Origin of the sequence: Curtobacterium sp. MMLR14_010 (assembly GCF_001865015.1) — a bacterium.
Classification (GTDB): Bacteria; Actinomycetota; Actinomycetes; order Actinomycetales; family Microbacteriaceae; genus Curtobacterium.
On the sequence record NZ_MJGV01000021.1, the window covers coordinates 1 to 13,580 of the forward strand.

General features: G+C 72.0%; 12 protein-coding genes and 1 pseudogene. 5 read left to right on the forward strand and 8 right to left on the reverse strand.

From position 1 onward, the window contains the following. Positions 1 to 52 precede the first annotated feature (52 nt). The 5 genes from BIU98_RS04260 to xseA all read right to left on the reverse strand — a co-directional run bounded on the left by BIU98_RS04260 (position 53) and on the right by xseA (position 4,528). The gene (locus BIU98_RS04260) at positions 53 to 1,459 is read right to left on the reverse strand and encodes an aspartate ammonia-lyase (RefSeq protein WP_083392974.1); all 1,407 of its coding nucleotides are present in this window, start codon (positions 1,457 to 1,459) and stop codon (positions 53 to 55) included. A 187-nt stretch (positions 1,460 to 1,646) separates the two neighbouring features. Then, positions 1,647 to 2,261 carry a carbonic anhydrase gene (locus BIU98_RS04265; RefSeq protein ID WP_071272116.1) on the reverse strand — a complete coding sequence of 205 codons (615 nt, stop codon included), beginning with the start codon at positions 2,259 to 2,261 and terminating at the stop codon, positions 1,647 to 1,649. A gap of 58 nt (positions 2,262 to 2,319) precedes the next feature. Then, positions 2,320 to 2,958 carry a DUF4245 domain-containing protein gene (locus BIU98_RS04270; RefSeq protein ID WP_071272119.1) on the reverse strand — a complete coding sequence of 213 codons (639 nt, stop codon included), beginning with the start codon at positions 2,956 to 2,958 and terminating at the stop codon, positions 2,320 to 2,322. Further along, a complete protein-coding gene (locus BIU98_RS04275; protein WP_071272122.1) occupies positions 2,955 to 3,206 on the reverse strand; it encodes an exodeoxyribonuclease VII small subunit in 252 nt (83 codons plus the stop codon). The genes BIU98_RS04270 and BIU98_RS04275 overlap by 4 nt, the downstream gene beginning before the upstream one ends. Positions 3,207 to 3,289: 83 nt before the next feature. After that, positions 3,290 to 4,528 (reverse strand): exodeoxyribonuclease VII large subunit, encoded by a 1,239-nt coding sequence (xseA, locus tag BIU98_RS04280; protein ID WP_071272125.1) that lies wholly within the window; start codon positions 4,526 to 4,528, stop codon positions 3,290 to 3,292. Between the two features lie 121 nt (positions 4,529 to 4,649). Between xseA and BIU98_RS04285 the strand changes: the two genes are divergently transcribed. Next, on the forward strand, positions 4,650 to 5,708 hold the full coding sequence (locus BIU98_RS04285) for a 4-hydroxy-3-methylbut-2-enyl diphosphate reductase (protein WP_071272289.1): 1,059 nt from the start codon (positions 4,650 to 4,652) through the stop codon (positions 5,706 to 5,708). Further along, a complete protein-coding gene (locus BIU98_RS04290) occupies positions 5,705 to 6,394 on the forward strand; it encodes a DUF6264 family protein (protein WP_139200558.1) in 690 nt (229 codons plus the stop codon). Before BIU98_RS04285 ends, BIU98_RS04290 begins: the two co-directional genes overlap by 4 nt. Positions 6,395 to 6,447: 53 nt before the next feature. Here BIU98_RS04290 and BIU98_RS04295 read toward each other — a convergent pair whose 3' ends face one another. Both BIU98_RS04295 and fbaA read right to left on the reverse strand, forming a co-directional pair. Next, positions 6,448 to 7,710, reverse strand: a complete 1,263-nt coding sequence (locus BIU98_RS04295) for a M18 family aminopeptidase (protein ID WP_071272131.1) — start codon at positions 7,708 to 7,710, stop codon at positions 6,448 to 6,450. A 66-nt stretch (positions 7,711 to 7,776) separates the two neighbouring features. Then, positions 7,777 to 8,805, reverse strand: coding sequence for a class II fructose-bisphosphate aldolase (gene fbaA, locus BIU98_RS04300; RefSeq protein ID WP_071272134.1), 1,029 nt, complete (start codon positions 8,803 to 8,805; stop codon positions 7,777 to 7,779). A 128-nt stretch (positions 8,806 to 8,933) separates the two neighbouring features. Here fbaA and glpX point away from each other — a divergent pair, with 128 nt between their 5' ends. After that, the gene (gene glpX / locus BIU98_RS04305; RefSeq protein WP_071272137.1) at positions 8,934 to 9,923 is read left to right on the forward strand and encodes a class II fructose-bisphosphatase; all 990 of its coding nucleotides are present in this window, start codon (positions 8,934 to 8,936) and stop codon (positions 9,921 to 9,923) included. Positions 9,924 to 10,070: 147 nt separating this feature from the next. Here glpX and rmuC read toward each other — a convergent pair whose 3' ends face one another. Continuing rightward, complete coding sequence (gene rmuC, locus BIU98_RS04310) at positions 10,071 to 11,333, reverse strand: DNA recombination protein RmuC (protein ID WP_071272140.1); 1,263 nt, start codon at positions 11,331 to 11,333, stop codon at positions 10,071 to 10,073. A gap of 188 nt (positions 11,334 to 11,521) precedes the next feature. Between rmuC and iolC the strand changes: the two genes are divergently transcribed. After that, positions 11,522 to 12,529: a 5-dehydro-2-deoxygluconokinase gene (gene iolC, locus BIU98_RS04315; protein WP_071272143.1), complete on the forward strand. Its 1,008-nt coding sequence runs from the start codon at positions 11,522 to 11,524 to the stop codon at positions 12,527 to 12,529. A gap of 1 nt (position 12,530) precedes the next feature. Continuing rightward, positions 12,531 to 13,403 (forward strand): annotated as a pseudogene (locus BIU98_RS04320) (class I fructose-bisphosphate aldolase); the annotation flags it as partial. Positions 13,404 to 13,580: the final 177 nt, after the last annotated feature.

A 13,580-nucleotide genomic window follows, 5' to 3' on the forward strand; every position in this document is an offset into this window, starting at 1 on the left:
CGGTGCCAGCTGGCACCGGGCCTCCCGTCCGCCGTGGGCGTGCGCTGGTGCGCTAGTTGGGGTGGGTCATGCGGAGGACGTCGAGGGCCTCGTCGAGCTGGGCCTCGGTCACCTCGCCCCGCTCGACGTGGCCGAGGGCCACGACGGCCTCGCGCACGGTGACGCCCTCGGCGACGGCGTACTTCGCGACCTTGGCGGCGGCCTCGTAGCCGATCGCCCGGTTCAGCGGCGTCACGATGGACGGCGACGACTCCGCGAAGGCCCGGGCGCGTGCGAGGTCTGCCTGCAGCCCGTCGATCGTCTTGTCCGCGAGGACGCGCGAGCTGTTCGCCAGCAGGCGGATGGACTCGAGCAGCGCCGTGCCCATGACGGGGATGGCGACGTTGAGCTCGAACGCACCGGAGGCACCGGCCCAGGAGATCGTGGCGTCGTTGCCGATGACCCGCGCCGCGACCATCAGGGTGGCCTCGGGGATCACCGGGTTGACCTTGCCGGGCATGATCGAGGAGCCGGGCTGCAGGTCGGGGATGTGCAGTTCGCCGAGCCCCGTGTTGGGACCGGAGCCCATCCAGCGCAGGTCGTTGTTGATCTTCGTCAGGCTGACCGCCAGCACCTTGAGCGCGCCGGAGGCCTCGACGAGGGCGTCTCGCGCACCCTGGGCCTCGAAGTGGTCGAGCGCCTCGGTGATCGGCAGGCCGGTGTCCTCGGCGAGCTGCGCGATGACCTGCTGCGGGAAGCCCTTCGGGGTGTTGATGCCCGTGCCGACGGCCGTGCCGCCCAGCGGGACCTCGGCCACCCGGGGGAGCGTGGCGTTGACGCGCTCGATGCCGAGCCGGACCTGGCGGGCGTACCCGCCGAACTCCTGCCCGAGGGTCACCGGGGTGGCGTCCATCAGGTGCGTCCGACCGGACTTCACCGCGTCGGCCCACTCGACGGCCTTGCGCTCGAGCGACTCGGCGAGGTGCTCGAGCGCCGGCACCAGGGACCGGATGAGCGCGTCGGTCACGGCGACGTGGACCGAGGTCGGGAAGACGTCGTTCGAGGACTGCGACGCGTTGACGTGGTCGTTCGGGTGGACCGCGTCGCTGGCGACGTCGGAGGCGAGGGTCGCGAGGACCTCGTTCATGTTCATGTTCGACGAGGTGCCGCTGCCGGTCTGGTAGACGTCGACGGGGAACTGGTCGTGGTGCTCGCCCGCGATGATCGTGTCGGCGGCCTGCTGGATCGCGTCGGCCACGCTGCCGTCGATGATCCCGAGCTGGCCGTTCACGATGGCCGCCGCACGCTTGATCCGTGCGAGGGCGACGATCTGCGCGGGCTCGAGGCCCGTGCCGGAGATCGGGAAGTTCTCGACGGCACGCTGCGTCTGTGCGCGGTAGAGCGCCGAGGCCGGCACGCGGACCTCGCCCATGGTGTCGTGTTCGATCCGGTACTCGCCGGTGGTGTCGGGCGTCGTCACGGTCGTGGTGGTGGTCGCGGTGGTGTCGGTCGTCGCGGTGGTGTCGGTCACGTCGTCGTGGTCCTTCCTGGTGGTGCTGCCGGACGCGGTCACGTCCGGGAGGTGCTGCCGGTCGGGGTCACCGTCCGGGAGGTCGTGGCGCTGCACACCGGTGGCGGTGGCGGTGGCGGTGCCGTGGGTTCGGCGGTCAGGCGTCGCCCACGACGGTGTCGATCGTGACCTCGCCCGTCGCCAGGTCGTAGGTCGCGCCGACCACGGCCAACCTACCCTCGGCGATGGCGTCCGACACGGCTCCGGAGCGCTCGAGCACGGCGCGCAGCGTGGCCTCGAGGTGGGCGGCGCCGATGGCCTCCTGGGGGATGTCGGCGTCGGTGGTGCGGACGCGCTCGACGCTCGGGGCGATCGCGTCGACGAGGGCCTGCAGGTGCGGGGCCGGCACGGGTTCGCCGGACCGGGCAGCGGCGACGGCACCACACCGGGTGTGGCGGAGGACGACGACGAGCGGTGTGCCGAGTGCGACGACGGCGAACTCGATCGACCCGAGGACGACGTCGTCCACGATCTGTCCGGCGTTGCGGATGGCGAAGACGTCGCCGATGCCGGCGTCGAACACGTGCTCGAACGGCACGCGCGAGTCGGAGCAACCGAGGACCGTCGCGAAGGGCGCCTGGGAGCCCTCGAGCTCGGTGCGGCGCTGGGGGTCGATGCGGCCGGTGCGGCGCTTGTCGGCGGCGAAGCGGGCGTTGCCCTCGACGAGCAGACGGAGGGCCTCGGCGGGGGTGGACGCGGCGCGATCGGTCATGGGGTTCGGCTCCTCGGTGCTGCTGCGGGGGGTCGGGCTGGTTCGGGTGCTGATCGGTCTACGAGCTGAGCTGCTTCGCCACGGCACCGGCGACCGCGCGGAACGAGGCGTCGTCAGCGGTGCCGGCCAGCACGACGGTGTCCGTGCCGAACGTACCGACCAGCGAGTAGAGCTGGTTGCCGGCGTCCTGGCCTTCGTCGCGGCGGTCGTAGACGGTCCACTTGGTGCCGCCGATCGAGCGGGTGCCCGTGGCGCGGTGCTGGTCGAGCTGGTTCGCGACCCAGGTCGGGTTGGCGCGGATGCCCTGCTGCATGCCGATGTACTGCTTGTCGGGCGTCAGGAAGCCGACGGTCCAGACGTCCACCCCGTCGGCGGTCTTGTCCGTGTAGTCGGCGCGGTTCGAGGCGTAGCCCTTCGGCAGCACCGGCGCGGCCAGCGTCACCCCGGGGACGTCCGCCTGGTCGGCGACCTGGCGGTAGTCGACGTTGCGGTCCACGGTGCTGTCGGGTCGTGCGACGACAGCGACGAGGAACAGCACGATGCCGAGCGACGCGATGAGCGCGAGCACGAGGTTGAACGCCGTCTGGTGCTCCTTGCGGGAGCGACGGGCGGTGTCCTTGCGGAGCCAGGTCTCCTCGGCGGTCTCGGGGCGACCGAGCTCGGCGACGATCGGGCGGCCGGTGTGCGGGTCGGTCATCGGTCGGCGTCCCCGGACTCGGAGGCGGCACGGGCGGCGTCGAGTCGGGCGCGGGCACCGACGAGCCACTCCTCGCACCGGGCGGCGAGGGCTTCGCCGCGTTCCCAGAGCGTGAGGGAACGTTCGAGCGTGGCGGACCCCTGCTCGAGTTCGCCGACCACGCGCACGAGTTCGTCGCGGGCGGCCTCGTACGACAGGGACCGGACGTCGGACTGCTCGGCTGGTGCGGACTGCTCCTCGGTTGACACGTCTCGATCCTACCGAGGGTCCACTGACGCCACCGTGTCCGGGGTGCGCCTGTGGAGAACGTCGTTCGGCGTCGTCACGCTGCTCAGCCCTCGCCGTCCGGGCCGGGGCCTTCGGCGGTCAGCGTGCCGGCCGCGGTGCCGGCGCCGAGCGTGACGCGGACGTCCGTGGTGCCGTCGAGGTCCGCCGCCGCTCGCACGACCGCGCCGTCGCCCGTCTGGACGATGGCGTAGCCGCGGCGCAGGGTGTCGCGGGGGGAGAGCGCCCGGAGTCGGCCGGTGAGGTGGCCGACGTCCGAGTGCGACCGCTCGATGCGGCGGTCGAGCAGCTCGCGCGCCCGGGAGAGGTCGCGCGCCACTTCTTCGGCGCGGGTGTCGACGAGCCAGGCGGTGGACGCGAGCGCCGGACGCGAGCGCAGGGCAGCGATGCGGTCGGCCTCGACCGACAGGGTGTGCGAGAGCCGGAGCCCGATCCGGGCACGGGCCTGGCGGACGTTCGCGAGCTCCTCGGCGACGTCGGGGACCACGCGCTTGGCGGCGTCCGTCGGGGTGGAGGCGCGGAGGTCGGCGACCTCGTCGAGGATGGGCCGGTCGGCCTCGTGCCCGATGGCGGAGACGATCGGCGTGGTGGCCGCGGCTGCCGCACGGACGAGGCCCTCGTCGCTGAAGCCGAGCAGGTTCTGGAAGTCGCCACCGCCGCGGGCGATGATGATGACGTCGACCTCGGGGTCGGCGTCGAGCTCCTGGATCGCCGCGGTGACCTCACCGACGGTGCGGTCGCCCTGCACCGCGGTGTGGACGGTGCGGAACTCGACGTGCGGCCACCGCAGTTGGGCGTTCCGCTTGACGTCCTTCTCAGCGTCCGAGTCCTTGCCCGTGATCAGGCCGATGCGGTGCGGCAGGAACGGCAGTCGCCGCTTGCGGGAGACGTCGAACAGGCCCTCCTCGGCCAGGGTCCGGCGGAGACGTTCGAGTCGTTCGAGCAGGTCACCGAGCCCGACGTGCTTCATCTCGACGACCTGCATCGTCAGGGAGCCGCCCTTGACCCAGTAGTTCGGCTTGACCGCCGCGACCACCCTGGCCCCCTGCTTGAGGTCGGCGGGCACGCGGGCGCGGACGCTCGACCAGATCGAGAACGACACCGTGGCGTCGACCTCGAGGTCCTTGAGCTTGCCGTAGACGTTGCCGCCCGCGACGTTCCACTGGGTGATCTCGCCCTCGATCCAGGCGGTGCCGAGGCGGTCGATCCAGTCCCGCAGCTTCGCGCCGAGCAGCGCGACCGGCCACGGATTGTCGGCCGTCGGTGGGCCCTGTTCGATCGCCATCGTGCTCCTCCTGCTGGTGCGGTCCCCATGGTGCCGGAGACCGCTGACGATCGGGCCGTCGACGGCCGATCGCGCGCCCAGCCGGTGTCGGTCCCGCTCACCTATCATCGGGGACGTGACGATCACCAACGGCCACTCGGTCCCGCTCGCTCCGCCGCGCAGCCCAGCGCCGCGCGGTCGTCTGCGGAACGACCCGGTCGCCGGCGCGAAGAAGGTCCTGCTCGCGGCCCCGCGCGGCTACTGCGCCGGTGTCGACCGCGCGGTGATCGCCGTCGAGAAGGCCCTCGAGCAGTACGGCGAACCGGTCTACGTGCGCAAGCAGATCGTCCACAACGTGCACGTCGTGTCGACGCTCGAACAACGCGGCGCGGTCTTCGTCGACGACGTGGACGAGGTCCCGCGCGGGTCCCACGTCGTCTTCAGCGCGCACGGCGTCTCGCCCGCGGTCGTCGCCGGTGCGGCCGCCCGTGACCTGCACGCCATCGACGCCACCTGCCCCCTGGTCACGAAGGTCCACCGCGAGGCCACCCGGTTCGCGAAAGCCGAGCGCACCATCATCCTGATCGGCCACACCGGTCACGAAGAGGTCGAGGGCACCATGGGCCACGCGCCCGATCGCACCATCCTCGTGAACGGCCCGGCCGACGTCGCCTCCTTGACCGTGGACGACCCCGACAACCTCGTCTGGTTGTCCCAGACCACGCTGAGCGTCGACGAGACGATGGAGACCGTGCGGCTCCTGCGCGAGCGGTTCCCGACCATCGAGAACCCGCCGTCGGACGACATCTGCTACGCCACCCAGAACCGGCAGGTCGCGATCAAGAAGGTCGCACCACAGGCCGACCTCGTCATCGTCGTCGGGTCCGCGAACTCCTCGAACAGCGTGCGCCTCGTCGACGTGGCGCTCGAGTACGGAGCCACGGCAGCGCACCGCGTGGACTACGCCGAGGAGATCCAGCAGGAGTGGCTCGACGGCGTGCAGACCGTCGGGGTCACCAGCGGCGCCTCGGTGCCCGAGGAACTCGTGCACGAGGTCCTCGAGCAGCTGGCCGACGCCGGGTACGGCAGCGTGGAGGAGGTCGTCACGGCGCACGAGGACCTGATGTTCTCGCTCCCCAAGGAACTCCGCACCGACGGATCGGGCAACGCCACGCGCGGGCTCGGCGGGCGGCGCCGATGAGCGCGCGGGGCGACTGGACGTCCGCACCTGACCGCGACCGCGGGGTCCCGCCGCAGGTGGCCGGCACGGACGCCGGCGCTGCGGGCGCGTCCGACTCCCGGCCGCAGGGCCGTCCGGCACCGCAGTACGGCGAGTACGCCCCCGAGGGCTGGGTGAACCCGGTCCTCGTCGAGCAGGAACGCCTCGAGCGGCAGCAGGCGGAACGCGACCGTCCCGAACAGCAGCAGCCCGCGTCGCGGACCACGAACGCCAAACGCCCCGAGACGCGCGACGGTCGTGCTCCGGCAGCTGCCGGCACGCCCGTCGCCGCGCGCTTCGGTGCGTCGCCGGCGGACTTCCTGCTCACGGTGATGCTGCTCGCCTTCGGGCTCGTCTCGGTGCTGCAGTCGCTGGCCTTCCGCTCGGTCGCCGCCGACCTGGCCCGGGAACTCGAACTCCGCTACACCGAGATGTCAGACCCCGGCGCCCTGGTGGGCGCGGCGCTCGTCAGCGCGATCGGTGGACTCGTGGTCTACGTGCTCGTCGCGTGGTGGTCGCTCGTGCGGCTGCGCACCCGGAGGCGCACGGTCTGGGTCCCGCTGCTCGGCGGGCTCGTCGCGTCGGTCCTGACGCTGTCGGCGTTCCTCACCGTGATGCTGCAGGACGACCGATTCGTCGCCTGGGTCATGCAGAACGCGGGCGGCTGACGCCGACCACGCCGGCGGCACCGAGACCCGCTGACGCGCGGGCCCGGTGACGCTCAGCCGGCGAGGAACGCGGCGACGGCTCCGTGCAGTGCGGCGAGGTCCTCGACGTGGACCAACTCACGGACGGAGTGCATCGACAGCAGTCCGACGCCGATGTCCACCGTCGGGATGCCGAGCCGTGTCGCCGCGATCGGTCCGATGGTCGACCCACCCGGGATCGTGTTGACGTTCACGAACGGCTGGTACGTCACGCCGGCGGCGTCGCAGGCAGCGGCGAACACGGCCTCGCCCTTCGCCTCGGTCATGTAGCGCTGGTTCGCGCTGATCTTCAGCAGCGGACCACCGCCCGGGCGCGGGCGGTTCGTCGGGTCGTGCTTCTCGGAGTAGTTGGGGTGGACCAGGTGCCCGGCGTCGCTCGAGAGCAACCACGAGGCCCGGAACGCCCGCGCGGCCTCGGACCGGGTGGCGCCGAGGCCCTCCTGAACGCGGCCGAGGACGTCCTCGAGGAACGGCCCGCCGGCACCGGACGGCGTCGCCGACCCGACTTCCTCGTGGTCGAACGCCGCGAAGACCGGGATGTGGTCGCCGTCCGCGGGAGCGTCGACGATGCCACGGAGTCCGGCGTGCACGCTCGTCAGGTTGTCCATCCGACCCGAGGCCAGGAACGAGCCGTCGATGCCGACCCGGGCGGGCGCCTGCGTGTCGGCGAGGAAGAGGTCCCACGACACGGCCGTCTCGCCGACCCGGCCACGGAGCCACGCGAGGGCGTCGACCCCGCCGGCGGTCGTGCCGTCGGTCCCGACCACGGGGAGCGTGTGCCGCTGCCGGTCGATCTCGGCGCCGGCGTTGACCCCGCGGTCGAGGTGGATGGCCAGGTTCGGGATGCGCGCCACCGCGTCGGTGTCGAGGAGCGTGATCGTGCCGTCCGCGTGCACGACCCGTCCGGCGATGCGGAGGTCGCGGTCGAACCAGGTCGACAGGATCGGGCCGCCGTAGACCTCGACGTTGAGCTGTTCCCAGCCGCCGACCCGGACGACGGGGTTCGGCTTGAGGCGGAACCCGGGGGAGTCGGTGTGGGCGCCGAGGATGCGGAACGGCGTCGTCGCGGTGGCCCCGGCGGGGAGCCGCCACGCGATGACGGCGCCGTCCCGCATGACGACGTGGGCGCCGGGCTCGGTCGGCCAGGCGTCGCGCTCGTCGAGCTCGGTGAACCCGGCGGCGACGAGCCGGTCACGGGTCACGGCGGCGGCGTGGAACGCCGTCGGCGACTCGGTGACGAAGTGGGCGAACTCGGAGGCGATGGCGTCGACGGTCACCCGACCATGGTGGCACGGGCCGCGCCCTGCGGACGCGACCCGGCCCTCCAGGCGGTGTGCGGTGGGTCAGCTCTGGCTGTGTCCGGCGGAACCGAGGACCGTCGCGGCCTCGCCCACGCGGGCGGCCATGGCGGTCTCGGCGACCTTGCCCCAGGCGCGGGGGTCGTACTGCTTCTTGTTGCCGACCTCGCCGTCGAGCTTCAGGACGCCCTCGTAGTTGCTGAACATCGTCCCGGCGATCGAGCGCGTGAACGCGTACTGCGTGTCCGTGTCGATGTTCATCTTGATGACGCCGTTGCGGACGGCCTCGTGGATCTCGTCGTCGGTCGAGCCGGAGCCGCCGTGGAAGACGAGGTCGAGGGGGTTCTCGCCGGTGCCGTGCTTCGCGGCGACCGCTGCCTGGATCTCACCGAGGAGCTCCGGACGCAGCTTCACGTTGCCCGGCTTGTAGACGCCGTGCACGTTGCCGAAGGTGAGGGCGGCGATCCAGCGGCCCTTGTCCCCGAGGCCGAGCGCGTCGACGACCCGCTCGACGTCGCCCGAGGTCGTGTAGAGGGCGTCGTTGGTGCCCTCGTGCTCGACGCCGTCCTCTTCGCCGCCGACGACGCCGATCTCGACCTCGAGGATGGCGTTGATGTTGCGGGTCTTCTCGATCATCGTGCGGGCGATCTCGATGTTCTCGTCGAGCGGCACGGCCGAGCCGTCCCACATGTGCGACTGGAAGATCGGGTTGCGGCCGTGGCGGACCTCTTCCTCGCTCGCCGCGATGAGCGGGAGGACGAAGCCGTCGAGGGCGTCCTTCGGGCAGTGGTCCGTGTGGAGCGCGACGGTGATCGGGTAGTTCTTGGCGACCTCGTGCGCGAACGCCGCCATGGCGAGGGCTCCGGCGGCACGGTTCTTCACGGTCTGGCCGGCGAAGTAGTCGGCACCACCCGTCGTCACCTGGATGATGCCGTCCGACCCGGCCTCGGTCAGGCCCTGGAGGACCGCGTTGATGGTCTGCGACGAGGACACGTTGACCGCGGGGTAGGCGAACTTGCCGGCCTTCGCGCGGTCGATCATCTCGGCGTACTGTTCCGGCGTTGCGATGGGCACGTGATCTCCTTCGACTTCGGTGATGTCCGCACCGATCGTAGTCAGCCGGTCTGGAGTGTGACCCGGGCGACGGTGCACGTCCGTCCGCTGAGCGGGTCGGGGTGCCTGCGCTCGGTAGGCTGCAGGACGTGACTCCCACCACTGAGACCGGATCCCTCTTCCTGCAGCCCGACCGCAACCTGGCCCTCGAACTCGTCCGCGCGACCGAGGCCGCCGCGATCCGCGCGCAACCGTGGGTCGGTCGGGGCGAGAAGAACCTCGCGGACGGTGCCGCCGTCGACGCGATGCGCAAGTTCCTCGGCACGGTCAACTTCGACGGCGTGGTCGTCATCGGCGAGGGCGAGAAGGACAACGCCCCGATGCTCTACAACGGCGAGCACGTCGGCAACGGCCACGGCCCGGCCTGCGACATCGCGGTCGACCCGATCGACGGCACCTCGCTGACCGCTGCCGGCCGCCAGAACGCCATCTCCGTGATGGCCGTCTCCGACCGCGGCTCGATGTACGACCCCTCGGCCGTGTTCTACATGGACAAGATCGCCGCCGGACCCGAGGGCCGCGGTGTCCTCGACCTCGAGAAGCCGATCGGCGACAACATCCGCGCACTGGCGAAGGCCAAGGGCAAGGACCTCGAGGACATGGTCGTCGCCGTGCTCGACCGTCCGCGCCACGACGAGCTCATCCGGGCCATTCGTGCCACGGGCGCCGGCACCCGCCTGCTGCTCGACGGTGACGTCGCCGGTGGCATCGCGGCGGCCCTGCCCGGCTCGAACATCGACATGTGCGTCGGCGTCGGCGGCACGCCCGAGGGCATCATCACCGCGTGCGCGATCAAGGCGCTCGGCGGGGTGCTCCTCGGCAAGCTCCAGCCGAAGGACGACGAGGAGCGCGAGCGCGCCATCGCCGCCGGCCACGACCTCGACAAGGTCCTGGACCAGGACGACCTGGTCACGGGTGACAACACGTTCTTCGTCGCGACGGGTGTCACGGACGGCGTGCTCGTCGACGGTGTCCGCCGCTCGCGTGGCGTCATCCACACCGACTCGCTGGTGCTCCGGTCGCGCTCGAACACGATCCGTCGCATCCAGGCGGACCACCGCGCCGAGAAGTGGTTCTGATCCGCAGGGTCTGACCGCGGCAGGGTCTCAGCGCCCGATCGCGCCCCCGTGTGGACATCGCGCCCCGGTCCGCCGGGGCGCGATGTCCGTCACGGGGCGCAACAGCGGGCACTCCCGCGGTGCACCGGCGACTCGCAGCGCGGCGCGCTACTCCTCGTCGAGGGCGCCGACGAGCTCGGGCGCGGTGAGCAGGCGCGGTTCGTCCTCGACCACCGTGGGCTCGGCGATGACCTTCGACTCGTCGAGCATCGACAGCCGCCGGGCACTCGGCAGCACCTGGCGTTCGAGCGACCCCACGAAGCGGTTGTAGTCGACGACCGAGCCGCGGATCGAGCGTCCGAGCTTGTCGACGTGGGTGGCCATCGTCGTGAGCCGGCCGTGGAGCTCGCGGGCGACCCGGAAGAGCTCGCGGGCCTCGGTCGTGACGACGTCCTGCTGCCACGAGAACGCCACGGTCTTGAGCACCGACCACAGCGTCACCGGGGACGCCAGGGCGACCCGCTTGCGGAACGCGTGGTCGAGCAGTCCGGGGTCGGCGGCCAGGGCGCTGGCGATGAGGGACTCGGACGGGATGAACGCCACCGTGAGCTCGGGGGAGGCGTCGTAGCCCGACCAGTACTCCCGGGCGGCGAGGGCGTCGACGTGCGCCCGGAGTGCCTTGACGTGCTGCGTCATGAGGGTGGCACGGCGGGCGCCCTCGGCTCCCGTGGCACTGGCGGGGATCTCCATCGCCTGCAGGTAGGCGGTGAAGGGCACCTTGGCGTCGACGGCGATGCTCTTGCCGCCGGGCAGGTGCACGACCATGTCGGGGCGTGCGGCACCGACGGACGTCGTCACCGAGGACTGCACGTCGAAGTCGACCCGCTCGAGGAGCCCGGCGGCCTCGACCACGTTGCGCAGCTGGGTCTCACCCCAGACCCCCCGCGTGCTGTTCGAGGTGAGCGCGCTCGCGAGGGTCTCGGCGGTGGCGCGGAGCCGTTCCTCGGACTCGGCGGCAGACCGCAGCTGCGTGGAGATGGCGCCGTACTGCTCGCTGCGGGCACGTTCGAGCTCGGCGATCTTGGCGCGCATGACGTCGAGGGTCTCGGCGACGGGGCTGAGCGCCGTGAGCACCTTGGACTCGTCCTGCGACCGGGCGGTCTCGGCACCGTGCATGCGCTCGACGAGGTGTTCCAGCTCGGCTGATCGCCGTTCGAGCGAGTCGACCTGGCGGCGGTACTGGGTGTCCTGCGCGTCGAGGCGCTCCTCGGCGTCCTGTCGGACCTCGGAGAGCCGCGCGCGGAGGGCGTCGGCGGTCGCGACGGCCGTCGCGGCGGACGCGCCGGCGCGGGCGCGGGCCAGCGACCAGGCGACGGCGGCGCCGGCGAGGGTGCCGATCAGCAGGCCGACGAGCAGGGCGGAGATGTCCATGCCCAGACCTTCCCAGGTCCCACCGACAGCAGCGGGGCGGACGTGGGCGAGCCTCCAGACCGGACCCGGAGGCGACCCCGAGACGGCCTGCTGGGATCCCGCAGACCATGTCATGACATTAAGCCAAGCATCATGTACAGTCGTGATCGTCCGCCGATGAAGCCGCACGGAAGGTCCCCTCGCGTCGCATGACGAACGAAGCTCCACACGCCTACGACGTGATCACCATGGGTCGCGTCAGCGTCGACATCTACCCGCAGCAGACCGGTCCGCTCGAGGACGTCGAGACGTTCTCCAAGTCCGTCGGCGGCAGCGCCACGAACGTGGCGATCGCCGCGGCCCGCCACGGTGCGGACGCCGCCGTCATCACCCGCACCGGCGACGACCCCTTCGGTCGGTACATCGCGCGCACGCTGCCGGAGTTCGGCGTCGCGAACGCCTTCGTCGAGACGGTCGACGGGCTGAACACGCCGGTCGCCTTCTGCGAGCTCTTCCCGCCGGACGACTTCCCGCTGTACTTCTACCGGGCACCCAAGGCGCCCGACCTGATGATCACGGCGAAGTCCCTGCCGCTCCACGAGATCGAGCGGGCACGGGTCTTCTGGACCACGGTGACCGGTCTGAGTGAGGAGCCCAGCCGCCAGGCGCACCACGTCGCCTACGCGGCCCGGAGCGCAGCGGCGCAGTCCGCGTCCGCCCCCTCCGCGTCGTCCCACACCGTGCTGGACCTCGACTACCGGGCGGTGTTCTGGTCCTCGCCGGCGGCCGCCACGCGGGAGGTCGCGGTCGCGCTCGAACACGCCACCGTCGCCGTCGGCAACCGCGAGGAGTGCGAGGTCGCCGTCGGCGAGACCGACCCGGTCCGCGCCGCCGACGCGCTGCTCGAACGCGGGGTCGAGGTCGCGATCGTGAAGCAGGGGCCGAAGGGCGTCCTCGCGAAGACCCGCGACGAGGTCGTCGAGCTCCGCCCGCACCACATCGACGTCGTGAACGGGCTCGGCTCGGGCGACGGCTTCGGGGGAGCGCTGACCCAGGGGCTGCTGCAGGGCTGGGGGCTCGAGCGCGTGCTCGCCTTCGCCAACGCGGCTGGCGCGATCGTCGCCACGCGCTTCGAGTGCTCGACGGCCATGCCGACGAGCGACGAGATCGAGTCGTTCCTGCAGGACAACCCGACAGAGGAGGCCGTCCGTGCCTGAGATCAGCCCCGCTGCCATCGACCGCCTGCGCGACGTTCGTGCCGGTTCACCGGAGGTCGTCGCGAGCACCCTGGCGGCCCGGACCCGTCGGCCGCTGCTCGGCGACGACGGCAAGCTGTTCATCGCCGCCGCCGACCACCCCGCCCGCGGCGCGTTGGCCGTCCGCGACGACGAGTCCGCGATGGCCGACCGGTACGACCTGCTCGAGCGGCTCGTGGTCGCCCTCGGCCGCCCGGGCGTCGACGGGGTCCTCGGCACGCCGGACATCCTGGAGGACCTGGCGCTGCTCGGCGCCCTCGACGGCAAGGTCGTCGTCGGGTCGATGAACCGCGGAGGACTCCGCGGAGCGACCTTCGAGATGGACGACCGGTACACGGCGTACTCCGCGGCGGCGATCAAGCGGTCCGGGTTCGACTTCGCCAAGCTGCTCGTCCGCGTGAACCTGCAGGACGCGGGCACCGCCCCCACGCTCGAGGCCACGGCGAAGGCGGTCACCGAGGCCGCCGCCGAACAGCTCCCGATCATGCTCGAGCCCTTCATGTCCTCGTGGCAGGACGGCCGGGTCGTGAACGACCTGACGGCCGACGCCGTGATCACCTCGATGGCGATCGCAGCGGGGCTCGGGGAGTCCAGCGCCTACAGCTGGCTCAAGGTCCCCGTGGTCGACGACATGGAGCGCGTGATGGCGGCGACCACGCTGCCGACGCTCCTGCTCGGCGGTGACCCGTCGTCGCGTCCGCTCGAGACCTACGCGACGTGGGCCGACGCGCTCGCCCTGCCGGGCGTGCGCGGGCTCGTCGTCGGTCGCACCCTGCTCTACCCGCCGGACGGCGACGTCGCCGCCGCGGTCGACGTGGCCGCTGGGCTCGTCCACACCCGGCCGGGCGGCGACCCGTCCGGTGGGTCCGTCGACCGCCACCCCGGCGGGTCCGTCCACAGCCAGTCGGGCGGATCCGTCCACAGCCAGGAGGCCCGGGGCGGCTCCTCCACAGATCCGCACGACCCAGCCGCGCGGCTCGCCGGCTCCACGACCATGGACTCGTCCATCCCG

What these genes read in the sequence shown, in the direction of transcription:
- BIU98_RS04265 (WP_071272116.1), bottom strand. Translation starts at nt 2,261, where the DNA reads ATGACCGATCGCGCCGCGTCCACCCCCGCCGAGGCCCTCCGTCTGCTC.
- BIU98_RS04290 (WP_139200558.1), top strand. Translation starts at nt 5,705, where the DNA reads ATGAGCGCGCGGGGCGACTGGACGTCCGCACCTGACCGCGACCGCGGG.
- BIU98_RS04270 (WP_071272119.1), bottom strand. Translation starts at nt 2,958, where the DNA reads ATGACCGACCCGCACACCGGCCGCCCGATCGTCGCCGAGCTCGGTCGC.
- xseA (WP_071272125.1), bottom strand. Translation starts at nt 4,528, where the DNA reads ATGGCGATCGAACAGGGCCCACCGACGGCCGACAATCCGTGGCCGGTC.
- rmuC (WP_071272140.1), bottom strand. Translation starts at nt 11,333, where the DNA reads ATGGACATCTCCGCCCTGCTCGTCGGCCTGCTGATCGGCACCCTCGCC.
- iolC (WP_071272143.1), top strand. Translation starts at nt 11,522, where the DNA reads ATGACGAACGAAGCTCCACACGCCTACGACGTGATCACCATGGGTCGC.